A 23,497-nucleotide genomic window follows, 5' to 3' on the forward strand; every position below is an offset into this window, starting at 1 on the left:
AATAAAATTTTATTATTTTTACAAAATCATCAAACTGCTGATAATAAAAAGTAAATTAGCGAGTTATATTGAAATAATGAAAAAGAATATATTACTCCTTTTAGCCGCAATCGTTGTCGTTTCCTGCAGCACGAAAGTGAAAAAGCCGGAGGCGAGATCTAAGTTTTTAAAAGGATTTTCAACATATTATAATACACTTTTTAATGCAAAAGACGCATTGAACAGTGAATTTACAGACAGAGATAAAGCCCATAAAGACAATTTTTATGCGCCATATATTCCTATTCTGACATACGAAGAACAGCCTTTAGGAAGTGATTTGGGGCAGTCTGCTGCTTTTGCCGAAAACTCAATGAAAATGGCGGAAGTAAACCGATCGCAACAATCTGGCAGAACCGGTCCTGGAATGCCTTCAAATGGTCCCGGAATGCCCGGAAATATGCCTCAGGATGCCAACAATCCGGAAGCTGCAAAAGGAGCAACCGTTTTGGAAATCGCAGAAGCAAAAGCCTTAAAAGCTATCAATAAATATTCTGTCATCAGAAAAGGGGAGGAGAAAAATAAAGTGATTTTTGATGCTTATATCATTTTAGCACAATCAAGAATTTATCAGGGTAAAGCCGTGAAAGCACTGGATGCACTGAATTACGTTTTCACCCACATGAAGGAAGACAAAAGGCTTCCTTTAGCTCATATTTATGAAGCTTTGGCTTATTCACAGATTAAAAATTATCACAAATCGGATGAGATTTTTGATAAGGTGAAAAGTGAAAAATTAAGCAAAGATCATGAGAAACTGCTGAGTATTTATTATGCAGAATCTCTTTTGGATCAGGGTAAAAAAGAAGCTTCTGTAAAAGAGCTGGACCGTGCTTTTGAATTAAATGGTAACAGAAAACTGAAAAGTAGAATTGCTTTTTTGAGAGGTCAGGTTTTACAGGAATTGGGGAGATCAGAATTAGCCAGAGAAAGCTTTGTGGCCGCTTACAAATATGCGAATGATTTTGAATTTGAAGTAAAATCACAGATCGAGATTGCTAAAACCTTTAATGGAAGAGGAAATTATGAAGGGGCAAAAGATTATCTTGAAAATATAAGTAAAAAAGGAACGTATGGTTCCAGAAAAAATGAGTTTTATTATGCCTTAGGTTTAATGGCTACCAAAGCCGGGAAGAAGAAAGAAGGCCAGGAGTTTTTCAGAAAATCATTGCTTGAGAAGGTTTCTGATCCGCAGGTGAGAGGTTTGACTTATTATGAAATCGGGAGAGATTATTTAGACCGAAACGATTACATCGGAGCAGGAGCTTACTATGATTCGGCATTGGCTTCAATGACGTACCAACCTTCAAAAATTTTGTTGCAGGATCAGTCGAATTACATTAAAAAGATCTCAAAAAACTATTATTTAATCAAGAAAAATGACAGTATTCTTACATTGGCAAAAATGACAGAGCCACAGAAAACTGATTATTTTGCAAAATATATTGAGAAACTAAAAATCAAAGAAGAAAAAGAAGAACTTGAGAGAAGACGTGCCGAGAGAAGCAAAGGTTTTGATACCGGAGATTACAATGCCAATTCTTTATTTGCCAACAGCGGAAATTCTTTTGAAGATTTCGGAGTGGCGCAAAAAGGTTTTTATTTCGGCAATACAGGAACGGTAAGCAAAGGTACATCAACATTTAAGCAGGTTTGGGGAGATCGTGCTTTGGTTGATAACTGGCGCTATTCTAAAAAAATGGCTACGATTGAAGATATGAAAAACGAAGCATTGGGAATAACTTCTGCACCCAACCCGCGACGTTTTGAACCTTCTTATTATATCGAACAAATACCATCTGATGCAGGAAAATTATCTCAGCTTAAAAAAGACAGAGATACCGCTTCTTTGGGACTTGGAATCATGTATCAGAACTATTTTACCAATACTGCTTTAGCTACAAAAACATTGTATGATCTGGTAGACGTAAAACCTGAAGAAAAAGTAATGTTGCAGGCTTTATATGAAATCTTTGCAATGAATTATGAGAAAAATCCGCAGATTGCAGCGAGAGCGAAGCAGATTTTACTGACCGATTATCCTTATACTTCTTATGCAGAATTCGTAAGAAATCCTAAGAATAACTCTTTTGTAAAATCGTCAGAAGAAGTTGAAAACGAATACAAAATGGCTTATGCACTCTACGAATCTGAAAAATTTACGGAAAGTCAGGGGAAAATAGATCAGGTGATTCTTAAATATCCGAAAGATGCCATGATTCCGAAACTGAATCTCCTGAATGCATTCAATGCCGGAAAAACAAGCGGAAAGGAAGTAATGATTCTTCAGCTTGAGCAGATTGTTCTCAACTACGCCAAAACTCCGGAAGGTTTAAAAGCTAAAGAAATGCTTAATTATTTGAAAAGCGATTTGGCATTCAAGGCAACAGACAATAAAGGAAATGCGGTTCAGAACAGCCCGTTCAACGGACCTGGTAAACCAACAAATATTCCTCAAAATAATCAGAATAATATTGCTCCGGGGAATAATCAGATGCAGATGAATAATAACAGTCAGATGATGAACAATAATCCTCAGAATAACAATAACATGAAAAAGGGCGCTCAGATGCAAAAACTCGAAGCTCCTGTTGAAGCAAAGCCGATGAATAAATAAAAGAAAAGCGAAGATTTACTCTTCGCTTTTTTGTTTTTTCTTTACTCCATGAAAATCTTTTAGATAGAAGGGCTCGAAATAAGCAATATCTTCAAACTCTTTTTTTTCTATTTTCTCTAAAGTTTTCTTTACCAAATATTTTGCAGAAGGGTAGATGTCTGCATTAAATTCAGCATTGGGAAGCTGTACAATATCTTTTGTTTTTAATGCACCATCGCCAACAAAAAGAACTTTTTTATCTTTAAATTCTTCGAAAGCATTTTCATCTAAAATTTTTGCTTCGGTTGCCGAGATCTCAGTTCCTGTCTGGCCATCATAAACGGCCGTATAAACCTCCATTCTTCTTGCGTCGACTAAAGTGATGATATAATCAAAATTTTGCCCTAAAAACGGCTCTATCATGCTTTCCATAGAATTAACCGCTACTAAAGGGATTTTTAAGCCGTAACAAAAACCTTTTGCCGAAGCCGCACCAATTCTTAAACCAGTATAAGAACCAGGGCCTTTTCCCAAAGAAACCGCTTCGATATCTTTCATGGTCAATTTTGCGCCTTCTAAAGCCCATTCGACAAATGTATGCAGCGATTCGCTTTGTTTATAATTTTCTGAAACTTCTTCACAAACGCACAAAAGTTTCTCGCCATCAGAAATAGCTACCGAACAGTTTTTGGAGGAAGTTTCGAGATATAATATTTTCATTTTTAAATTAAATTTTAAACAGCAATTCTAGCTTTTACTTTTACTGTGCAAATTTATGGCATTATTTCCACACTTTGCCGACTCCACAATTTCCACGCTGATTTGTTTCTAATCCAAATCTCAAGCAGCGATAAATTCATTTCAAAGTCTTCATTTTTATATAATCCTGAAACTTTTATTTTTCTTCTGATACTGAAAGTATTCTTGAACTTCTTGATCTCAGAAACTTCGGTCTGTTTGATTTCTTTATAAACCACTTTTTTGGACGATAAATCTTTTTTGAAATCATCCAGATTCTGAATCCATCCATTGGAATGACCGAATGAAACATTTGATTCAAACAAATTTAAGATTTTAGAATCATTATTCTGCATCAAAGAATCCAGCTTTTTGGTTAGAGACAGCAATTGTTTTTGTTGTTTTGAATAAGCCTGGGAATATCCAAGAATACAGCAAAAGAAAAATAAAAGTGGGAAGAGTTTCATTTTCAAATTGAAATTATCCTTTTCTGTAAATCGTTCTCGGTTCACTTTGAGCACTCGGATAAATTGTCATATCCGAAACCGTAACGTGTTGCGGGGCATTAATGCAATACGCAATTGCATCGGCAATATCTTCAGCTTTCAAAGCTTCGTAACCGGCATAAACGGTCGCTGCTCTTTCCTGGTCTCCTTTAAATCTAATCAATGAGAAATCGGTTTCTACAGCTCCCGGTTGAATGTTGGTTACACGAATTCCAAATTCTGTCAATTCGATTCTCATTCCTTCAGAAATTACATCAACAGCTTTTTTGGTGGCACAATACACAACTCCATTCGCATAAGTCTGTCTTGCAGCAACCGAACTGATATTGATAATCTGTCCTGAACTTCTTTCTTTCATCATCGGAATCAGCGTTTTTGAAACGTATAAAAGACCTTTTACATTTCCGTCAATCATATTATCCCAATCATTTGTACTTCCTGCTGAAAGAGGCTCTAAACCATGCGCATTTCCTGCATTATTAATAAGAACATCAATATTTTTCCATTCTTCAGGAAGTGATGAAACAGCATTTTCAACTTCTTCTAAATTTCGAACATCAAAATTTAAACTAAATATTTCGGTTAAAGCTGATAATTCATTTTTTACCTTCTCTAAAACCTCAGCACGTCTTCCGCAAATAATAATTCTGTTTCCCTGTTTTGCTAAGAGTTCTGCTGTTGCTTTTCCTATTCCGGAAGTTGCTCCGGTGATGAGTATTGTTTTCATAATTTTGATTTTGCCATTAGCTTTTTAGCATCTGGCTTTTTTTGTGTATTAAAAACTAATAGTTTGCTGCCAAAAGAAAGAAGCTAATTTGCATCAAATGCCTCAAATGCATTCTCAATATGCTCTATGTTTAAATTTCTTTTTTCGTCAGGAAGAACAGAAATAATATCAAATCTTACTTCCTGATTTTTATTAAATTCTTCCATAAAATGATTCGCCGCCGAAACAATAGATTTGATTTTACCTTTTGTAACCGCTTCTTGAGGAAGAATGAAAAAATCTGTAGATCTGGCTTTTACTTCGACCACTATAATCTGATTATCTTTTTCGGCAATGATATCTACTTCATTTTTCTTGAATCTAAAATTTCGCACAAGAATTTTATAGCCGTTTTTAATTAAATAATCTGCGGCAAGATTTTCTGCTTCTTTTCCAAGTTCGTTGTGATCCGCCATTTTTTGAGTTTTAGAGTGGGAGAGTTTTAGAGTAGATTAAAACTCAATCTTTACCTTATCCTCGACCTTTACCTTAATTTCAGCTCCAATAATCAAAGGTCGATTGTCTTTAATATGACCATTTGGGAAACCAAAAATCACAGGAAAATCATACTTTGAAATTCTGTCTGAAATCAGTTTATAGGCAAATTCATCAAAGCTTTCTTCGTATTGCTTATTCTCTTTTTCATCGCCCATATTGGTCATTCCGCCGACTATTAATCCTTTAATTTTATTGAAAACTCCGGCTAATTCGAGACTCATTATCATTCGGTCTAAAGCATAGAAATTTTCGCCAATATCTTCAATAAATAAAATTTTATCTTTAAAATCAAATGAATATTTAGTTCCTAAAAGCGCATAAACTAATGCTAAATTCCCTCCAATCAATTCTCCTTGAACATTCCCTTTTTTATTAAATTGATACGATTTTAAGCTATAATTTGGCTTTTTACCCTTTAAAATATCGAAAAGCAAATCATAACTTTCTTCAGTCACTCCAAAACTTGAAGTTTTGATGGTTTGTCCGTGAATGGAAGCAAAACCTTTTTTCAGCAAATAACTTTGAATAACTGTGTTGTCAGAATATCCGATATACCATTTCGGATTTTTGCTGAATTCTTTTAAGTTTAAACTTTCCAATAAATGTTGACAGCCATAACCACCTCTTGAAGCCCAGACTGCAGAGATTTCGTTGTCATTTAAGGCCCAGTTCATATCTTTTAACCTTTCTGTTTCGGTTCCAGCATAATTATAGCCATTTGAAAATTTGGTATAAAGATTTTCACCTAAAACGGGTTCATAACCTTTAGATTTAATCATTTCTATACCTTTTTCCAGTTGAGTAGGTTCTACTGAACCAGCAGGGGAAATAATGGCTATTTTATCGCCTTTCTTTAGTGGTTTCGGGAATATTTTTTCCATTTGTTTTTTTAAATTTTACTTCTTTTTTCTCGGCTTCTTCAAGTTGTTTATCGAATTGATTAAACATTTTAAAACTCTGTAAGAAGATAAAAAAACTGAAAATAATCAATACGACACCAACACCTTTTCTGATATTATTTGCTAACCTTTGAGTCAGCCTGTCGTGAAACTGCTTTGCCAAAAATATTTTAAGAAAATCAATCGCAAGATAAGTGGCAATTACAATTCCCAGATAGAAAATAACACTTTCTGTATCGGGATATTGATTTCTCACACCAATTACCGTTACCAACCAAAAAAGAATGACCCCAACATTCAGAAGGTTTAATAAAAACCCGTTTAGAAATGTTTTAAAGTAATTCTGACTGATCAGTTTTTCTTCACCGGGCATATGCATTTTGGTTTTTGTAATCAACATGATTATTCCGTATGTGAGAATAAGGATGGAAGTAATTCTGTAAAAACCTGGATGTTTATCAATAAGCTGTACAATATCTGCACTGGCATAATACGCCGCAATAATACAAAGCAAATCTGCCGTAATGACACCAAAATCGAGCGCTAAAGCATGTTTAGGTCCTCTTGTAAAGCTGGTTTCGATCAACAGGAAAAAAATGGGCCCGATAAAAACGAGACTCAGCATAAAGCCTAAACCAATGGCAGAAAATATGAGTTCAAACATTAAAAATTTGTTTCAAATCCAAATTTAAAGATTATATTTTTATTGAGGTTTAAAAAGGTTATTGTTTTAATTCTAATTTAAATAAAAAAAGACCACAAAATGTGATCTTTAATATTTAAAATTATAAAATTCTATTCAACAATCTTAAAATCAAGTTGTTTTGCAATCAAATTGGCTTTTACCACTTTAATCTGAACCTGATCTCCCAACTGATAACGATTTCCTGTACGGTTACCGTAAACTGCGTGAGTAGCTTTGTCATAGGTGTAAGAATCATCCATCAAATCGCGAAGTTTAATTAAACCTTCTGCGCCATTTTCCGGAATTTCAACCCAGAAACCAAATTCGGCAACTCCGGAAATAACACCAGTGAAAGTTTCTCCCAAATGTTTTTCCATGAATTTCACCTGCATAAATTTGATAGAATCTCTTTCTGCATCAGCGGCCAAACGCTCCATTGCGCTGCAGTGTTTTGCTTTTTCTTCCAATTCATTTCTGTCGGGAGATTTTCCTCCATCCAGATAATGCTGCAATAATCTATGGGCAAGCAAATCCGGATAACGACGGATAGGAGAGGTGAAATGCGAATAATAATCGAATCCTAAACCGTAGTGACCAATCGGTTCTGTAGAATAGACCGCTTTACTCATACTTCGCATCGCCAGAGTTTCAATCATATTTTCTTCGCCTTTTCCTTTTACATCTTTCAATAAAGTATTTAAAGATTCCGCAACTTTTTTGGTATTTGCCAGGTCCATTTTATATCCGAAAGTAGAGACAAAATCTCTCAAAGCTTCCAGTTTTGCAGGATCCGGATCGTCGTGAATTCTGTAAATAAAAGTATTTCCGTTTGGACTTCCTTTTTTTAATGATACAAATTCAGAAACTTTTTTATTTGCCAACAACATAAATTCTTCAATCAAATGATTTGAATCTTTGCTGATTTTAAAATAAACACCAATCGGCTGATTGTTTTCATCTAAATTGAATCGAACTTCGCTTCTGTCAAACGTAATTGCACCGTTTTTGATGCGTTCACCACGCATAATTTTGGCCAATCTGTCCAAAACATTGATTTCTTCCTGCAAATCTCCTTCTTTGGTCTCAATTCTTTCCTGAGCTTCTTCATATGTGAATCTTCTGTCGGAATGAATAACTGTTCTTCCAAACCACTGTTTCTGAATTTCTGCTTTATCATTCAATTCAAAAACTGCGGAGAATGTATATTTATCTTCATTTGGACGAAGCGAACAAACATCATTACTCAAAACTTCCGGAAGCATCGGTACAACTCGGTCGACTAAATAAACTGAAGTCGCTCTTTCATAGGCTTCATCATCGAGAATAGTTCCCGGAACCACATAATGAGAAACGTCTGCAATGTGAACCCCGACTTCCCAGTTTCCGTTTTCCAGCTTTCTCATTGATAGAGCATCATCAAAATCTTTTGCATCCTTAGGGTCAATCGTAAAGGTTAAAACATCACGCATATCCCAACGCTTTGCAGCTTCTTCATCGGTAATTCTGCGGTCAATTTTGTCGGCATCTCTTTCTACTTCTTCCGGGAATTCGTACGGTAAACCGTATTCTGCGAGAATAGAGTGAATCTCGGTTTCATGCTCTCCCGGATTTCCTAAAACCTGTAAAATTTCTCCTTCAGGATTTTTATCTCCCGGTTTCCATTCGGTCATTTTTACAACAACTTTATTTCCGTTTTCTGCTCCGTTTATTTTTCCTTTTGGAATAAAAATATCGGTATTGATGGTCTTTTTATCACAAACCACAAATCCGAATTCCTTATGCTGAACCAATTGGAAAGTTCCCACAAATTCTGAACGTTTTCTTTCTAAAACTTCTAAAACAGAACCTTCCAGCTTTTTACCTTTAAAATTATAGGTAACAATTAAAACTTTATCGCCCTGCAAAGCATCTTTCACATTTTTTGAATGAATGAAAATATCATCTTTCAGATTTTCTACCGTTACGTAGGCATTTCCACTCTGGTTGAAATCGATGGTTCCTGTTAAAGTTCCTGCAATATTAAGATTGATGCTGAATTTACCTTTCTCGGTTTCTTTAATTCTTTGGTTTGCTAATAATTTATGCAAAGCCTGAATCACCATTTCTCTCTGTCGGGGATTTTTGTAATCAATTCCGTCTGAGATTTGCTTGTAATTGTATAATTTTGTTTGGTTCTGATTCATAAACCTCATAATCAGCTTACCGATTTCCATAAGTTTATGGTCGTTTTTCTGACTTATATATTTTTTCTTTTTTGGCATTTTTTTCTTTTAAATTTTTAATATAATTATCAAATTTTTCTGATAATTCTTTTGTGTTTGGTAATAATTTTGATAATCTTTTGGTAATTTTTCCGACGTTGAATAGGTTGTAATTCCTATCGGCAAATTACTGGATTTTAATAAATATTCTACAACAGTTCTGTCTTTACTTTTACAGATAATAATTCCGATTGCTTCATTCTCGTGAGGTAATTTTATTTTATCATTAAGCAGATTCAAATAGAATTCCATTTTGCCTTTATACTCAGGTAAAAATTCACCGATCTTTAATTCTAACATTGTAACCGTCTATGAAAAAGAAGCAAATCAATAAAATACTCTTTATCTGAAATTTCAAATTTAAATTGATTCTGATTTTCTGAAATAGACATTCCAATTTCCCAATACAGATTGATCAAAGCAACGTTTACCGCCTTCATTGCTTCGTACTGGGCATTTCTTACTTTATTTTTAATTTCAGAAATAAATTGTATTTGAGAATTTTCAAGCATTATGAGTTTCTATTCTAAGCATTATTGTTTACAACGCAAAACTTAGTTTTTGTATAAATTTATAATAAATATGGAGAAGGAGAGAAAAAATTTTATGATGAACTCTGATAAAGCATCTTAAATTTTCAAAAGGAATCAACAGTATGGTAAATTCTGTTGGACAATGCAAATATATGAAATAAAAAATAAACAAGGCTCGTAATTTGATTTACAAGCCTTTACAAATTTAGCAAAATGCAATTTTATCAACTCTGTTTTGGTGTCTTCCACCTTCAAAATTAGTAGAAAGAAATTTATTTGCAATTTCTATAGCGACCTCTTTTGCAATGAATCTTGCGGGTATTGAAATCATATTGGCATCATTATGCTGTCTTGCCAATACAGCAATTTCCGGCATCCAACACAATGCACATCTTATTTTCTGATGTTTGTTGGCTGTGATCTGAACGCCGTTTCCGCTTCCGCAGATCAGAATTCCCAATTCGTTTTCTCCGTTTTCAACTGAAGTTGCAGCGGGATGTACAAAATCCGGATAATCAACCGAATCTGTAGAGAAAGTTCCGAAATCCTGAACCTCGAAGTTTTCTTCAAGATATTTTTTCAAGATTTCTTTGTATTCAAAACCGGCGTGATCACATGCAATAGCAATTTTTCTTTTCATTTTTACTTTATTTACTATTACAAAGTTACGGTAAATCTTATTTTAATTTTCTTTATTGCTTAAGGTTTATTAAAACTGATTTTTTCAAACTTTTTTTAAATAATCCGGATTTCTGAAGAATTTTCAATTATTCAATTCAAATAATATTTTTTTCAAAAATAACTTAAAAAAGGTTATTTAAAGCATAAAGCATTGATTTTCATTAAACTATAATTGATAAGGTATTATTCTAATAATTGTTAATTAAATTCTAACAAAATGTTAAAAGCATTGTGAATAAGTGTGGAAAACTTTGTTGAAAATAATGTTTTTTATCATCCGAAAATTTATTAATGAAAATTGCTTCCAAATATTCGGACAAAAATTTTCAAAAACTTTTATCGGAGAATTCTTTAGTTTCTCCATAAATCGGTTATTCATATTCGACATCGTGGAAAAGTTATCAATATTTGTTAGTAACTCATCGAAAAATCAGATTTACAGCGTTTTATTTTGTGAATTAAATATGAATTGCAAATAAATTATATGTTATGAAGTTTTAACATTAAAGTTATCCCCGAAACTCACAATACTCAACAACAGTATTCACTCTTTATTTTTAAAAAAAAGAAAATAGTGTTGATTAGTGAGTGGTGGGTTTGTCAGGAAAATTCTGAAAACTTTTGGAGGTTTCGATTTTTTGCGAAACTTTAAAATCTTACATTTGTGAAACAAAAATCAAAAAGAATTTATGAAATTGAAGTGTTCAACGGTTTACTAAACTGTTTTGCAGAAAGCAATTTCATAATCGTGTAGAAATAACATAAAAGTGCATATGAAAACAATCAATAATTTCAATTTTAACGGAAAGAAAGCTCTTGTAAGAGTGGATTTTAATGTTCCGCAGGATGACCAGCTGAAAGTTACAGACAATACAAGAATAGTTGCGGTAAAACCTACTGTTGACAAAATTCTTAAAGACGGAGGTTATGTAATTCTAATGGCTCACTTGGGAAGACCAAATGGAGAAGCTAAAGATGAATTTTCGCTTAAACATATTGTAGAAGAAGTTTCTAATGTATTAGGTAAGGAAGTAAAGTTTGTTGAAGAATGTGTAGGAGAGAAGGCAGAACAGGCTGCTTCTGAACTTAAAGTAGGAGAAATCCTTTTGTTGGAGAATCTACGTTTTCATAATGAAGAAGAAAAAGGCGATGAAGCTTTTGCAGAAAAACTTTCTAAATTGGCAGATGCTTACGTGAACGACGCTTTTGGTACCGCTCACAGAGCACACGCTTCTACAGCAGTAATTGCTAAATATTTTCCTTCAACTAAATATTTCGGTTTACTGATGGCTAATGAACTTAAAGCTATTGATAAAGTATTAAAATCAGGAGAAAGACCTGTAACTGCAATACTTGGAGGATCTAAAGTTTCAACTAAAATTACCATTATAGAAAATATTTTACCTGCTATCGACAATTTAATTATTGGTGGCGGAATGGCTTTTACATTTATTAAAGCTCTTGGAGGTAAAATCGGAACTTCATTAGTAGAAGAAGATAAATTACCTTTAGCTTTAGAAATCCTGGGTAAAGCAAAACAGCATAATGTAAAAGTATATCTTCCTTCTGATACGATCATTGCAGAGAGTTTCAGTAATGACGCAGATAGAAAAGAAGTTGATATTTATTCAATTCCTGAAGGTTGGATGGGTCTTGATGCAGGTTCGAAATCCAGAGATCAGTTCAATGATGTATTACTAGATTCAAGAACAATTTTGTGGAACGGTCCTATAGGAGTTTTCGAAATGTCAAACTTTGCTGCAGGTACCATTGCTTTAGGTGACAGTATTGCGGAAGCTACAAAACAAGGTGCATTTTCTTTAGTAGGAGGTGGAGATAGTGTTGCTTTTGTAAAACAATTTGGTTATGGCGACAAAGTAAGCTATGTTTCTACCGGAGGTGGTGCGATGCTTGAAAGTCTTGAAGGTTTAGAACTTCCAGGGGTTGCCGCAATTAATAATTAAACATTTTATTTTTTGAAAATTAAAGTCTGCTGAAAAACTCAGCGGACTTTTTTATGGACACATTTCTCAAAATTTAATTTTTAAAATTTAATCGAAAAAATGACCCTTAGAAATATATTTAAAATCGAGAAATAGAAATTTTTCAATACTTGATATATAATTTAAATTTTAAGATAAGAATATAGTATTTCTAAATGAATTTACTTTTTCAGTTTGAAATTTTTACTTTTTTCAACTTTTCAACTTTTCAATTTTTAGCTTGTATTTATTATCAAAAATTGTTTGTTAATTTTTAGCTTACTTTTATAAGGATTCAATTTGACATGCCTTAAATTTTATTTTTTTAGAATTTGCATTTTTTTAATAATATTTTTTTCCTTTTGCTAAATTTTCTATGAATAGTAATTCTTGTGCTAAAGATTATTTCATCATTCGTTGTAAAATTTCATGTGAAAATTAGAAAGTAGGGTAGAGTAAAAAAAGAAAAACTCAAGAAAAATTCCTGAGTTTATAGTTTTTCTTCTAATAATACTGAAAATTGACCTTTAGAAACGGTTCAAAAATCGATTTTCTACTTTTTCTCGATAATATAGATCAAACTTGAAAATTCGTTCGAAAAAAGTGCTTTTACGTTAGAAATCGTTCCGTAGATGGTAGCTTTTAGCAAAAAAAGAGGAGATTTTTTATATTTTTCGCTCAACATAGAGATGTAGTATGAATCTAAAACCAGAGGTTTAATTTTTCTCATTTTCCAATTTGGTTTCTTCGAGATCAGATTTTCCATTCCTTTTTTTGAAAAATGATAGACGTGTCTTGGTACATCATAAGCTGCCCAATATTCTTGATAATGTTTTGCGTCGTAAGAAGTGGGGTTCGGAACAGCGATAATGAGTAATCCTTTTTCTTTTAATTTTTTGTTAAAGATTTCAAGCATTTCATCTTGATTTTCCACGTGCTCGAAGACATGCCAGAGTGTAATGGCATCTAAACTTTGATCGTCAATAGTGTTGATATTATCTAAAACTGTAGCTTTTGAAATCTTATTTTTTGCTGCATTTCTGGCATTAGAATTTGGCTCAAACCCGAAAGTTTCGAAATCGTTTTCTATGTATTTTACAAATTCTCCTGCACCACATCCGTAATCTAAAACTCTTGAACCTTTTTTAATTCTGTCTAAAAGAATTGTTTTTTTATACTGTAAATTGAAAGATTGTAAGAATTTATAAAGTTTTTCTTTCAAACTTCCTGAGTCCTGATGATGAGAAATGTAATCTTCACTTTCATAATATTTTGAAATATTGGATGGAATAGGGGTAGTTTTGAAAACACCTTCTGTTTCCGTTTCTTTAATCTCAAAAATTTCCTGTGAAAGAAAATGATCTTTAATTTTCATTATTTATATCTTAATTTAAAATGAAATTTGAAGCTGTTTTCAGCCTCAAATTTCAATTAACTTTATTCAAATTGTTTCTATGTTTCACGTGAAACATCTCTTAATTATCGTCCTAAATAGACCAATAAAACGTTGATATCGGCAGGAGAAACACCACTTATTCTACCAGCTTGAGCTACTGTTTTTGGTCTTACATTATTCATTTTTTGTTTTGCTTCCGCAGATAAACTTGATATTTTTAAATAATCAAAATCTTCCGGAATCTTTACATTTTCTAGACGATTTAGTTTTGCTACATTTTCTTTTTCCTTTTCGATATAGCCTTTGTATTTAATATTTACCTCTGCCTGTTCTCTTACTTCGTCATCAAATTGAGAAGTAAATTCTTTTATAACATCGATATTATCTAATTTTTCTAAGGTAATATTTGGTCTTGTTAGGAACTGAGATGCTCTGTAGGCCTGATCTACCGGATTACTTTCTATGCTTTCTAAAATAGGATTAATAACTCCAGGTTTTAAAGAAGTTTCTCGTAAAAAGGTCTCAAGTTCCTGGCTTTTAGCTACCTTCTCCTGAACTCTTTTTAATCTTTCTTCTTTTGCTAAACCAAGTTCAAAAGCTTTTTCCGTTAACCTTATATCTGCATTATCCTGTCTTAAAAGAAGCCTATATTCTGCTCTGGAAGTAAACATTCTGTACGGTTCTTCAGTTCCTTTTGTAATTAAATCATCTACTAAAACGCCGATATATGCTTCGTCTCTGTTGAGAATAAATTCTTCCTTTTCTTTTACTTTATTGTGAGCATTGATTCCTGCAATTAAACCTTGTCCTGCTGCTTCTTCATATCCAGTTGTACCATTAATTTGACCTGCGAAATATAAATTATCTACTAATTTTGTTTCTAAGGTATGCTTTAATTGGGTAGGAGGGAAGTAATCGTATTCAATGGCATATCCAGGACGAAACACTTTTACATTTTCGAATCCAGGGATATGTTTCATTGCTTTAATCTGAACATCTTCAGGAAGTGAAGAACTGAACCCATTGACATAGATTTCTACTGTTTTCCAACCTTCAGGTTCTACGAAAAGCTGATGTCTGTTTCTTTCAGCAAAACGATTGATTTTATCCTCAATACTTGGACAATATCTTGGACCTAAACTTTGGATTGTACCATTAAACATAGGGCTTCTGTCGAATCCCTCACGTAAAATATCATGAACTGTTTCGTTAGTGTAAACGATGTGACAGCTTAATTGTTTGGTTAATTTAGGTGTGTCTAAATAGCTGAATTTTTGAGGGTTTTCATCTCCTTTTTGTTCTTCCATTTTGGAATAGTCAAGGCTTCTTCCATCTACTCTCGGTGGAGTACCGGTCTTCATTCTTCCTGCTTCAAAACCCAAAGAAACCAATTGTTCGGTGATGCCAAAAGCTCTCGGTTCACCCATTCTTCCACCGCCTAATTGCTTGTCGCCAACGTGTATAAGACCATTCAGAAATGTTCCGTTTGTAAGAACTACAGATTTTGATCTGATCTCGATTCCTAATGAAGTTACAACTCCTGCAGCTTTACCGTTTTCGATAATAAGCTGTTTTACCATATCCTGAAAGAAATCCAGGTTCGGGGTGTTTTCTAATGCTAAACGCCATTCTTCTGCAAAAAGCATTCTGTCATTTTGAGTTCTTGGAGACCACATTGCAGGACCTTTGGAAAGATTAAGCATCTTGAATTGTATAGCAGATTTATCTGCTATTATTCCTGAATATCCTCCCATTGCATCGATTTCTCGTACAATTTGTCCTTTTGCAATTCCTCCCATTGCAGGGTTGCAGCTCATCTGTCCAATAGTCTGCATGTTCATTGTAACAAGCAGCGTTTTTGAACCCAAATTGGCTGCTGCAGCTGCTGCTTCACATCCTGCGTGACCGGCACCAACTACAATTACGTCATATATTTCTGAAATCATTTCTTTATTGCTTATTTTAAGCCTTAAATTTTAATCTTTTTTATAAATGTTTCACGTGAAACATTATTGTAAATTATAGGCTATAATCGCCTATATGCTGTGTTTTTAGCCCCGATCGCAGCAATTGTTTGAGCTTATTTTCTTTTTGAAAAAAAGAAAATAGCGAGTGCGGAGAGCGGGATTAAGCTTCTAAAAAAATAAAACTTAATTGTATTTTGCTAAATAAAAATCTTCTTTGCTTCGCATCAACTTTTCTTCTTCCTCGGTTTTATCTTTATATCCGCTAAGATGAAGAATACCGTGAGCCAAAACTCTTCTCAGTTCTTCTTCGAAATTTTTGGAAAGGGTAGAAGCGTTGTCTGAAATGCGCTGCAAAGATACGAAAATCTCGCCGCTTATTGTTTTGCCTTTAACATAGTCGAATGTAATGATATCGGTATAGTAATCGTGCTGTAAATAATCCTGATTTACTTTTAATAAATATTCGTCGTCACAGAAGATATAATTGATTTCGCCGACTTTTTTTCCTTCTGAAAGAATAATTTCTTCCAGCCATGTTTTGTAGTCTGTATTTACAGATTCGGGTAAGTTTTCGTAAAAGAATTGTATCATTGTATTAAAACCAGTGTCCTAAAATAACACTGAATATGCTTTTTTGATTGTTTTTTAGTGAATGGCTGAAATTGAATTTGATCTGTCCAAACGGAGATCTGTAGCCTATAGTTGCTCCCAATGAGCTATAATTAACCTTTACCGCATCTTCGAAAGTAATATCGTTTGAAAGGTTGGCAAAAGAAAAATTACCGCTCAGGAATAAGTTTTTATAAAATTTGAATTGCAGATCGTTTGAAATCAAGACCACATTATTGGTATTAAGCTGAGCGAAATAAAATCCTGCAAAATTGTGAAAGTTGATAATATTCTGCTCAAAAATTCCACCCAATCTGTACTGGTAGAACTGTGGCAGATTTTCTCCAATTGTAATTCCGCCATAAAGATTTAAATGATAGCTCAGCTTTCTGATAAGTGGTAAATTAATTCTTACATCAGTTTTTACTTGGATAAGACGTTTGTCGACTTCAGATTTGAGAAGATCGATCACTTTACCTTCAGCGTTTAGATAAAATCCTCTGGTTGGAAAATCGCGGTCATTTTGGGTATCGCTTTTTAAAAATACGTACGGATTCAGAAAGCGGTTGTATCTTTTATTTAAACCATTCATATCTGCTTCAAAATAATCATGACTGATTCCTGCTCCGATTGCAAATTTATCTTTCCATACAGATTGTATATAAGCTTCGTTTCGTAACCACTGCCACTTATCTATGCTTATATTATCATTTCCTCTCAAATCGAAACTCATTCCGGAAGAGTAAATACCAAAGCCAGGAATGTAGCCATTATCAATAAAATAGTTTAAATAATATCTCGGCTTATCTCCGACAACAACATCTAAGGATAAGTTTGAATTTTTAAATAACAATCTTTTTGCTGAATAATTTAACAGAAGACCAGTTTTGAAAATTTCATCATAATGCAAACCGACTTTCAGAAAATGTCTTGCTTCATCTTCGGTAACATATAATTTAAGGTAATTAAAATTATTTTCTGTAACAATGTCGTAATTGATGAATCGATAGTTGTTTGTAGCAATAAGTTTGTCTAAACCTTTGTTGATACTTCCGTATGTCTGCATGGATGGAAGACGCAGTCCCATTTTACCGAGAACATAGTTTTTACCGTAAATACGGCCTCCTTCTATCGAAATGCTATCAATCTTATAAACATTAGAATAAATTTGATTTATGGGCTGTCTAAGACGGTCAAATTCACGTTTAGGGAGTTGATCCAGAATTGCCGCATACTTCAGCCCTTCAACATAACCGCTATCCAGAATTTTTTTCTTGTCATCGTAGCTTGTTGCTGTCATTCCGGTTAGATTGGGCTTAATGTTGATATCCGTATATTTATATTGTCTTCTGGTATCTTTTTGAATTCCGAAATCAATTACCTGGTTTAATATTGCTATAATGTTATTTAAATCTTCTCTTTTTGAAAGATCCTGATTCAGGTCGACCCCAATTACAATATCAATTCCTTTTTCTTTTAATGGCTTTGAAGGATAATTTACCGTCATTGCTCCATCAATATAAATACTGTCGCCAATCTTCACAGGATCCATTAAAGAAGGAAATGCCGAACTTGCCATGATAGACTGTACCAAATCTCCTTTTTCAAAAATTTCCATATTTCCGCTTTCGAGATTTGTGGCGATGCACATGAAAGGAATTGGCAGTTTTGAAAAATCATTAACGCTTGAAACGTTTTTAAATAATTCTTTTAAAAGATAGACATTCTTTTGTCCGGAGCTGATGGAAGAGGGAAGGGTTATTTTTCCGTTTTTCAGAGGAATTGAAAAAAGATATTTATCGACTGATTTATTGAAAAAAGTACTTTCTTTTCTTGATTTTGGATCACGTATCAATGAATAGAAATCAGTATCCATTACAATTTTTTCGATTTCTTTCCCGGAATAACCAGACGCATACAAACCTCCGACAATAGCACCCATACTTGTTCCTGAAATATAATCGACTTTAACCCCTAAAGAATCTAATACTTTGAGAACGCCGACGTGAGAAAAACCTTTTGCTCCGCCACCTGCCAGTGAAAGCCCGATTCTTGGATTTTTCGGAATCACAAGATTCTTTTTTACCTGTGACTGTATCAGAAGTAATTGGAATGCAAATAATAGGATCAGGAGCTTTCTCATAGGCTAATCTTTTACATAAATCCGTTTCACACGTGGCGAAATGGAGGTTAGAACTTCATAGGTTATCGTTTTGCAGTATTCTGCGAATTCTTTTAAGCTTGGTTTAGCATTAAAAACAGTTACCGTATCGCCTTCTTTTACATTGGGAACATCGTCTACTTTAATCATCATCATGTCCATACAAATGCTACCGACAATCGGAGCGAGAGTTTTATTAATTCCCACATTTCCTATCTGGTTTCCAATTAATCTCGGAATTCCGTCGGCATATCCTACAGGAATGGTGGCGATTTTTGTTTTATGATCTGCTTTAAATCTACGGCTATACCCTACAGATTCTCCATTGTCTACAACAGAAATTTGTGAAATTACGGTTTTAAAGCTTACAACAGAATGCAGTTGCTTTTGTATTTCACTATTTGGTGATTCTCCTAACATTCCGATCCCGATTCTTACCATATCATATTGATGATCGGTATAGCTGGTAATTCCTGATGAATTTAAAATATGACGGATAGGAGTGTATCCCAATTTTTCTATTAAATAGGTTGAATTTTTTTCAAAAGTTTTTAGCTGATTTAAAGTAAATTCTTTTTCTTCCGGTATATCTGAAGACGAAAGATGGCTGAAAATACTTTGAACTTTTAAATTTTTATGATCTAAAGTCTGGCTTAATTGATCCAATTCATATTCCTTAAAACCAAGACGATGCATTCCTGTCTCCAATTTGATATGAATAGGATAATTTTTATCATAACCCGATTTCTGAACTGCCTGATAAAATAATTCCAAAACACGGAAACTGTAAATTTCAGGTTCTAAATTATATTCAATCACCGTTTCATAACTGTGTTGCTCCGGATTCATGACAACAATAGGAACGGTAATTCCTTTTTTTCGAAGTTCAACTCCTTCATCCACAAAAGCTACTCCCAAATAATCGATGTGATGATGCTGTAAAAATTCTGAAATCTCATAACTTCCTAAGCCATATGAGTTTGCTTTTACCATGGCCATCATTTTTGTGGTTGGCTTCAGTAAAGATTTATGATAATTGATGTTATGAAGGATTGCATTGAGGTTAATTTCTAAAACAGTGTCGTGCTTTCTGAGTTCAAGAATGTCTTTAAGCTTTTCAATCTCAAATTTTCTTGCCCCTTTTAGTAATATGATCTGATTTTCAAGTTCAGTAAGATGTTTACTGTCAACTAATTCCTGAGTATTAATAAAAGTAAAAGTTTTAGCTTTAAATAATTCACTAAATTTTGATATTTCATCGCCGATCAGGAAAACAGAATCAAATTTTTGTTCATTTACCAAATCCGAAACTTCCTCATACAGTTCTTTAGAATTTGAATTGACTCCAACAATATCTGTTAACACCAAAGATTTCTTCGGTTTATTGTATTCATTTAAAAATTGAAGAGCAGTTTTCAGAGAATCGAGGTCAAGATTGAAAGAATCATTAATCACAATATTACTCTTAATTCCTTCAATCGCTTCAAGCCTCATTTCAACGGCCTTCAGAGCGTTGATTTTCTCGACGATCTTTTTATTTTCGACTCCTAACTCCTTTAAAACTGTTAAAAGCGCCAAAGCATTAGTTAACGTCGCTTCGTCTCTTTGATGAGCGGGAAAAGATATTTCTTCATCAAAATATTGTACAACAACGTCTTCGTTTTTCGAGATATTGTTTTTAAAGTAAACGTGGTTGTAATCTTTGAAACCGTAAGAGATTAATTTTTTATCAGAATATAATTCTCTTACTTTTTTATCAACCGATAAATTGTCACCGTTGTAAATGATAACTTCGGAATCTTTGAAGAGTTTAATTTTTTCATCAATCAACTCGTCTTCCGATTTAAAATTCGCCAAGTGAGCAGTTCCGATATGCGTAAGCAAACCAATTTGCGGATGGAAAATAGTTTCCAGTTTTTCCATTTCGTTTGGTTTGGAAATCCCGACTTCAAAAATTCCAAGTTCGTGAGAATCATTTATCTGAAGCAGAGAAAGCGGAAGACCGATTTGAGAATTAAAACTTTTCGGACTTTTTACCGTAGGAAATTCGTTCCAAAGGCATTGATACAACCATTCTTTTAAAATAGTTTTTCCATTACTTCCCGTAATTCCGATCGATTTTAAATGAGAATTTTCGAAATGAAACTTGGATAATTTTTGAAGAAACTCCACCGAATTTTCAACAATAATCCAAGTTATATTTTCAAATTGCGGGAATTGATGTTCAGAAATAATAACATTGATTCCTCTGTCAATAGCAGATTCAATAAATTTTTCCCCTGAATTTTTATGAGTATTGATGGCAATAAACGCAGTATTTTTAGTAGAATAAATAATTCTGCTGTCAAAAGCAATGTTTTTGATCATTAAACTTCTGTCTCCAATAACTTTTGAATTGGTGATTTCTGCGATTTGATTTATAGTGTAGTTCATAAACTACTTTTCTGTAATTAAGTTATAATTAGAATCGGGATTTCTGAAATTGTTGATCATGTTCAAAAGATTTATTTGATTTCCTGAAATTTCGTAAATGATAGAGTTGTGCTTTGTTACCAATAGTTTATGAAATTCCGTGTCTTCATATTTTTGGTGAATAAGATTTCCATTTTCAAGTAAAGATATTTTTCTTTCTAAAATTTCATAAAAATCCTCCAAAACATCAAAGCCCCAATTTTCAATGAGAAAATCTTCCAGAATTTCCAAATCTGATTTGGCTCTATTTGTCCAAAAAATGTACATTTTTCTTTTTTGCAATTCTTTCTTTTGCTTCATTCATTACAATCGAATGCTCCGTAATTCTTCCGTTTTTTACGTCTTCAATTCCTTCTCGAATAGCATTCAAAATATCATCTTTAGAATTTTTTTCCGGCTCAATAATTTCTGCAATCTTCAACAACTCTTCCGGAAGAAATTTTTTCTCTTTCATTTTTCTAAAAAATGTAGGCTCAGAAATCCCGCTTTTTTCAATGATATATTTCAACTTGAAGGGCGAATTTTTCAAAATCTCATCAATAGAATTGCTGATTTTTATATAATTTTTGATTTCTAATATCATTTTTTGAGAGTTTTTACTATTAAATTTTAAACAAAATTAAAAATAAATATGATATTAATCCTCTTTTTTATTCAAAACTTCATCCACAAAAACTCTTCGGCTTACAGCATCGTAAGATTCTGTTTCTCCGAGTTCTACAAGATCTTTTCCTGCGGAAGTTCTCATTGAATAATTAGCAAGATTTCCTGTTCTTCTGCAAATCGCATGAACTTTGGTAACATATTCTGCAGTCGCCATCAAATTAGGCATCGGTCCGAAAGGTCTTCCCAAAAAATCCATATCGAGGCCGGCAATTACCACTCTGATTCCGCTGTTTGCCAATTGATTGGCTACATCTACAATGCCTTCATCAAAAAATTGAGCTTCATCAATTCCCACAACATCGCAATTGGAAGCCAACAGCAGTATTTCATTAGGATTTTCCACCGGGGTGCTGCGAATTTTATTCTGATTATGAGAAATTACGTCCTCATCAGAATATCGCACATCTATTTTTGGTTTAAAAATTTCCACATTCTGCCCCGCCATTTCTGCTCTTCTCAGCCTTCGGATCAACTCTTCGGTTTTTCCGGAAAACATTGAGCCACAAATAACTTCCATCCAACCGCTTTGTTTGGAATGATTAATTGTATTTTCTAAAAACATTTGTTAAATTAGCCGTAATATTTTAACCTCAAAAGTAAGCAAATTTTAACAAGAATCTACGATGCAGAACATTCAAGATTTACAGGAAAAGATTTTTTTTGAATCCAGAAATCTATTAGATATTTTGGGCAAAATAAACAATGTTGACGAGCTGATTTCAAAGCATGATCTGATTAATGATCTCGCTGAAAAAACTTCTTTTTTAAAATTGCTTCACAAAAATCTGGAGCATTACAACGGCGAAAATATCGGTTTTTCTGATAATGCATTGCTGAATGATGAGCCTGTAACTGAGGAAGAAGCTATTTTTAACAATGAACTAAATGAAATTGGTGAAAATTATCCGGAAACAGATAATGAAATTTCTACAGAAGAACAGGAAGCCATTTTTGACCATCAACTGACTGAAATCATCGAAAGTGATTTTCATGAAAATATGGTAAACCTCGCAGAAGAAAACCAGCCTGAAGCGGATGTGAATTTTGTTTCGGACGAGATTTCTGATCATTTGCAACTTGAAGAAGAGGCCGTTTTCAATAATCAGTTAAATGAAATTGATGAGGACGAAGAACCGGAAAATACGGATCAGGTTCTGAGTTTTGTAGATGAAGAGCGCATTTTGGAAGATTCTCAGCCCGAAAATGATGATGATCTTGATGAAAATATTTTTGATCAGCCGGTTACTGAAGAGGAAGAGGTTTTCAATGATCAGTTAAATCAAATTGCTGAAAATGAGATTCTTTCTGAAGAAAAAGAAGTTATAGAAGATATTTTTGAGGTTGAACAAAATGAAGATGAAATTCTGATTGAAGAAACCGAAACCGAATATCAGTCTAATGAATTCAACCATAATCAGGAAGAAATAATCACTGAAAACTCTAATGTAGAAGCAATTTTAACCGAAATAAAAAAAGATTCAGAAGCTGAAATTGTTGGTGAGAAAACGGATTTAAAAGCTGAAGACTCAGAAAGAAGAAAGATTGTTGAAATAGAAAAACCGGAGGCTGAAATAGACCAGGAAAATCTTAAATCAGACGAAAGCTTTGAAAACATGGAAGCATATCGTCAGGAAAAAAAGATAAAATTAGCGAATATCAGAGGGTTAAAAAATATTCAGACTTTGTTTGATGATGATCCTTTGGAAAGAGAAACTCCGCATGAAAAAGTTGAAATTCCTGTGGTAAAAGAAGACACCGGAAGTTTGATTAAAACAAATATTCCTACAGATTTTATGGAGGCTGAAAAGCTAAGACCAGAATTCAGACTAGATCTAAACGACAGAATTGCATTTACAAAAGTTTTGTTTGGCGGGAGTCAATCGGATTTAAATAATGCCATGACGGAACTGAACAGCTGCAGAAATCTGGAAGAAGCAAAAGAATATCTAAGTGATCTTTATTACGCAAAAAGCTGGGATAAAGTGGATGAATACGCACAGAGACTGTGGATTTTGGTAGAAAATAAGTTCGCGTAAAAACTT

General features: G+C 33.4%; 20 protein-coding genes and 1 pseudogene. 3 read left to right on the forward strand and 18 right to left on the reverse strand.

All coding sequences use genetic code 11. From position 1 onward, the window contains the following. The first annotated feature begins 76 nt into the window (after positions 1-76). Entirely contained in the window at positions 77-2,656 is a 2,580-nt protein-coding gene (porW, locus tag BM371_RS06355) for a type IX secretion system periplasmic lipoprotein PorW/SprE (RefSeq protein WP_228376693.1), read from the forward strand. A gap of 15 nt (positions 2,657-2,671) precedes the next feature. Here porW and tsaB read toward each other — a convergent pair whose 3' ends face one another. The 10 genes and pseudogenes from tsaB to rpiB all read right to left on the reverse strand — a co-directional run bounded on the left by tsaB (position 2,672) and on the right by rpiB (position 10,161). Next, on the reverse strand, positions 2,672-3,355 hold the full coding sequence (tsaB, locus tag BM371_RS06360) for a tRNA (adenosine(37)-N6)-threonylcarbamoyltransferase complex dimerization subunit type 1 TsaB (protein ID WP_034672911.1): 684 nt from the start codon (positions 3,353-3,355) through the stop codon (positions 2,672-2,674). A gap of 53 nt (positions 3,356-3,408) precedes the next feature. Then, positions 3,409-3,840, reverse strand: a complete 432-nt coding sequence (locus BM371_RS06365; RefSeq protein WP_034672910.1) for a hypothetical protein — start codon at positions 3,838-3,840, stop codon at positions 3,409-3,411. 13 nt (positions 3,841-3,853) lie between these two features. Beyond that, positions 3,854-4,606, reverse strand: a complete 753-nt coding sequence (locus BM371_RS06370) for an SDR family NAD(P)-dependent oxidoreductase (protein ID WP_034672908.1) — start codon at positions 4,604-4,606, stop codon at positions 3,854-3,856. 83 nt (positions 4,607-4,689) lie between these two features. Continuing rightward, positions 4,690-5,064 (reverse strand): annotated as a pseudogene (locus tag BM371_RS06375) (YraN family protein); the annotation flags it as partial. A 33-nt stretch (positions 5,065-5,097) separates the two neighbouring features. Next, a complete protein-coding gene (locus BM371_RS06380) occupies positions 5,098-6,024 on the reverse strand; it encodes a S66 peptidase family protein (protein WP_034672903.1) in 927 nt (308 codons plus the stop codon). Next, positions 5,984-6,706 (reverse strand): LysE family translocator, encoded by a 723-nt coding sequence (locus BM371_RS06385; protein WP_051882517.1) that lies wholly within the window; start codon positions 6,704-6,706, stop codon positions 5,984-5,986. Before BM371_RS06385 ends, BM371_RS06380 begins: the two co-directional genes overlap by 41 nt. 131 nt (positions 6,707-6,837) lie before the next feature. Then, a complete protein-coding gene (gene rnr, locus BM371_RS06390) occupies positions 6,838-8,988 on the reverse strand; it encodes a ribonuclease R (RefSeq protein WP_034672900.1) in 2,151 nt (716 codons plus the stop codon). Between the two features lie 9 nt (positions 8,989-8,997). Beyond that, positions 8,998-9,288, reverse strand: a complete 291-nt coding sequence (locus BM371_RS20665; RefSeq protein ID WP_051882516.1) for a PDDEXK nuclease domain-containing protein — start codon at positions 9,286-9,288, stop codon at positions 8,998-9,000. Continuing rightward, positions 9,282-9,500, reverse strand: a complete 219-nt coding sequence (locus BM371_RS20670) for a DUF1016 N-terminal domain-containing protein (RefSeq protein WP_051882515.1) — start codon at positions 9,498-9,500, stop codon at positions 9,282-9,284. Before BM371_RS20670 ends, BM371_RS20665 begins: the two co-directional genes overlap by 7 nt. A gap of 226 nt (positions 9,501-9,726) precedes the next feature. After that, the gene (gene rpiB / locus BM371_RS06405) at positions 9,727-10,161 is read right to left on the reverse strand and encodes a ribose 5-phosphate isomerase B (protein ID WP_034672898.1); all 435 of its coding nucleotides are present in this window, start codon (positions 10,159-10,161) and stop codon (positions 9,727-9,729) included. An 814-nt stretch (positions 10,162-10,975) separates the two neighbouring features. Between rpiB and BM371_RS06410 the strand changes: the two genes are divergently transcribed. Further along, a complete protein-coding gene (locus tag BM371_RS06410; RefSeq protein WP_034672896.1) occupies positions 10,976-12,166 on the forward strand; it encodes a phosphoglycerate kinase in 1,191 nt (396 codons plus the stop codon). A gap of 571 nt (positions 12,167-12,737) precedes the next feature. On the opposite strand, the gene BM371_RS06415 is transcribed toward BM371_RS06410, so the two are convergent. The 8 genes from BM371_RS06415 to BM371_RS06450 all read right to left on the reverse strand — a co-directional run bounded on the left by BM371_RS06415 (position 12,738) and on the right by BM371_RS06450 (position 22,017). Next, entirely contained in the window at positions 12,738-13,559 is an 822-nt protein-coding gene (locus BM371_RS06415) for a class I SAM-dependent methyltransferase (RefSeq protein WP_034672893.1), read from the reverse strand. A gap of 104 nt (positions 13,560-13,663) precedes the next feature. Further along, entirely contained in the window at positions 13,664-15,526 is a 1,863-nt protein-coding gene (mnmG, locus tag BM371_RS06420; RefSeq protein ID WP_034672891.1) for a tRNA uridine-5-carboxymethylaminomethyl(34) synthesis enzyme MnmG, read from the reverse strand. Positions 15,527-15,730: 204 nt separating this feature from the next. Then, positions 15,731-16,138: an rRNA maturation RNase YbeY gene (ybeY, locus tag BM371_RS06425; protein WP_034672889.1), complete on the reverse strand. Its 408-nt coding sequence runs from the start codon at positions 16,136-16,138 to the stop codon at positions 15,731-15,733. A 4-nt stretch (positions 16,139-16,142) separates the two neighbouring features. Beyond that, positions 16,143-18,299: a patatin-like phospholipase family protein gene (locus tag BM371_RS06430; RefSeq protein ID WP_051882514.1), complete on the reverse strand. Its 2,157-nt coding sequence runs from the start codon at positions 18,297-18,299 to the stop codon at positions 16,143-16,145. A 3-nt stretch (positions 18,300-18,302) separates the two neighbouring features. Beyond that, a complete protein-coding gene (locus BM371_RS06435) occupies positions 18,303-20,750 on the reverse strand; it encodes a bifunctional UDP-N-acetylmuramoyl-tripeptide:D-alanyl-D-alanine ligase/alanine racemase (protein ID WP_034672886.1) in 2,448 nt (815 codons plus the stop codon). A 3-nt stretch (positions 20,751-20,753) separates the two neighbouring features. Then, positions 20,754-21,056 carry a type II toxin-antitoxin system RelE/ParE family toxin gene (locus tag BM371_RS06440; protein WP_034672884.1) on the reverse strand — a complete coding sequence of 101 codons (303 nt, stop codon included), beginning with the start codon at positions 21,054-21,056 and terminating at the stop codon, positions 20,754-20,756. Continuing rightward, positions 21,034-21,372 carry a hypothetical protein gene (locus BM371_RS06445; RefSeq protein WP_051882513.1) on the reverse strand — a complete coding sequence of 113 codons (339 nt, stop codon included), beginning with the start codon at positions 21,370-21,372 and terminating at the stop codon, positions 21,034-21,036. Before BM371_RS06445 ends, BM371_RS06440 begins: the two co-directional genes overlap by 23 nt. A 54-nt stretch (positions 21,373-21,426) precedes the next feature. Continuing rightward, positions 21,427-22,017 (reverse strand): thymidine kinase, encoded by a 591-nt coding sequence (locus BM371_RS06450; protein ID WP_034672883.1) that lies wholly within the window; start codon positions 22,015-22,017, stop codon positions 21,427-21,429. Between the two features lie 61 nt (positions 22,018-22,078). Between BM371_RS06450 and BM371_RS06455 the strand changes: the two genes are divergently transcribed. Beyond that, entirely contained in the window at positions 22,079-23,491 is a 1,413-nt protein-coding gene (locus tag BM371_RS06455) for a midas domain-containing protein (protein WP_034672880.1), read from the forward strand. The last annotated feature ends 6 nt before the right edge of the window (positions 23,492-23,497 follow it).

The organism is Chryseobacterium formosense (assembly GCF_900116415.1).
In the GTDB taxonomy this organism is placed as follows: domain Bacteria; phylum Bacteroidota; class Bacteroidia; order Flavobacteriales; family Weeksellaceae; genus Chryseobacterium; species Chryseobacterium formosense.

Bases quoted from the DNA above. Each gene is read 5' to 3' on its own strand.
- porW (WP_228376693.1), top strand. From the start codon at position 77: ATGAAAAAGAATATATTACTCCTTTTAGCCGCAATCGTTGTCGTTTCC.
- tsaB (WP_034672911.1), bottom strand. From the start codon at position 3,355: ATGAAAATATTATATCTCGAAACTTCCTCCAAAAACTGTTCGGTAGCT.
- BM371_RS06365 (WP_034672910.1), bottom strand. From the start codon at position 3,840: ATGAAACTCTTCCCACTTTTATTTTTCTTTTGCTGTATTCTTGGATAT.
- BM371_RS06370 (WP_034672908.1), bottom strand. From the start codon at position 4,606: ATGAAAACAATACTCATCACCGGAGCAACTTCCGGAATAGGAAAAGCA.
- BM371_RS06380 (WP_034672903.1), bottom strand. From the start codon at position 6,024: ATGGAAAAAATATTCCCGAAACCACTAAAGAAAGGCGATAAAATAGCC.
- BM371_RS06385 (WP_051882517.1), bottom strand. From the start codon at position 6,706: ATGTTTGAACTCATATTTTCTGCCATTGGTTTAGGCTTTATGCTGAGT.
- rnr (WP_034672900.1), bottom strand. From the start codon at position 8,988: ATGCCAAAAAAGAAAAAATATATAAGTCAGAAAAACGACCATAAACTT.
- BM371_RS20665 (WP_051882516.1), bottom strand. From the start codon at position 9,288: ATGTTAGAATTAAAGATCGGTGAATTTTTACCTGAGTATAAAGGCAAA.
- BM371_RS20670 (WP_051882515.1), bottom strand. From the start codon at position 9,500: ATGCTTGAAAATTCTCAAATACAATTTATTTCTGAAATTAAAAATAAA.
- rpiB (WP_034672898.1), bottom strand. From the start codon at position 10,161: ATGAAAAGAAAAATTGCTATTGCATGTGATCACGCCGGTTTTGAATAC.
- BM371_RS06410 (WP_034672896.1), top strand. From the start codon at position 10,976: ATGAAAACAATCAATAATTTCAATTTTAACGGAAAGAAAGCTCTTGTA.
- BM371_RS06415 (WP_034672893.1), bottom strand. From the start codon at position 13,559: ATGAAAATTAAAGATCATTTTCTTTCACAGGAAATTTTTGAGATTAAA.
- mnmG (WP_034672891.1), bottom strand. From the start codon at position 15,526: ATGATTTCAGAAATATATGACGTAATTGTAGTTGGTGCCGGTCACGCA.
- ybeY (WP_034672889.1), bottom strand. From the start codon at position 16,138: ATGATACAATTCTTTTACGAAAACTTACCCGAATCTGTAAATACAGAC.
- BM371_RS06430 (WP_051882514.1), bottom strand. From the start codon at position 18,299: ATGAGAAAGCTCCTGATCCTATTATTTGCATTCCAATTACTTCTGATA.
- BM371_RS06435 (WP_034672886.1), bottom strand. From the start codon at position 20,750: ATGAACTACACTATAAATCAAATCGCAGAAATCACCAATTCAAAAGTT.
- BM371_RS06440 (WP_034672884.1), bottom strand. From the start codon at position 21,056: ATGTACATTTTTTGGACAAATAGAGCCAAATCAGATTTGGAAATTCTG.
- BM371_RS06445 (WP_051882513.1), bottom strand. From the start codon at position 21,372: ATGATATTAGAAATCAAAAATTATATAAAAATCAGCAATTCTATTGAT.
- BM371_RS06450 (WP_034672883.1), bottom strand. From the start codon at position 22,017: ATGTTTTTAGAAAATACAATTAATCATTCCAAACAAAGCGGTTGGATG.
- BM371_RS06455 (WP_034672880.1), top strand. From the start codon at position 22,079: ATGCAGAACATTCAAGATTTACAGGAAAAGATTTTTTTTGAATCCAGA.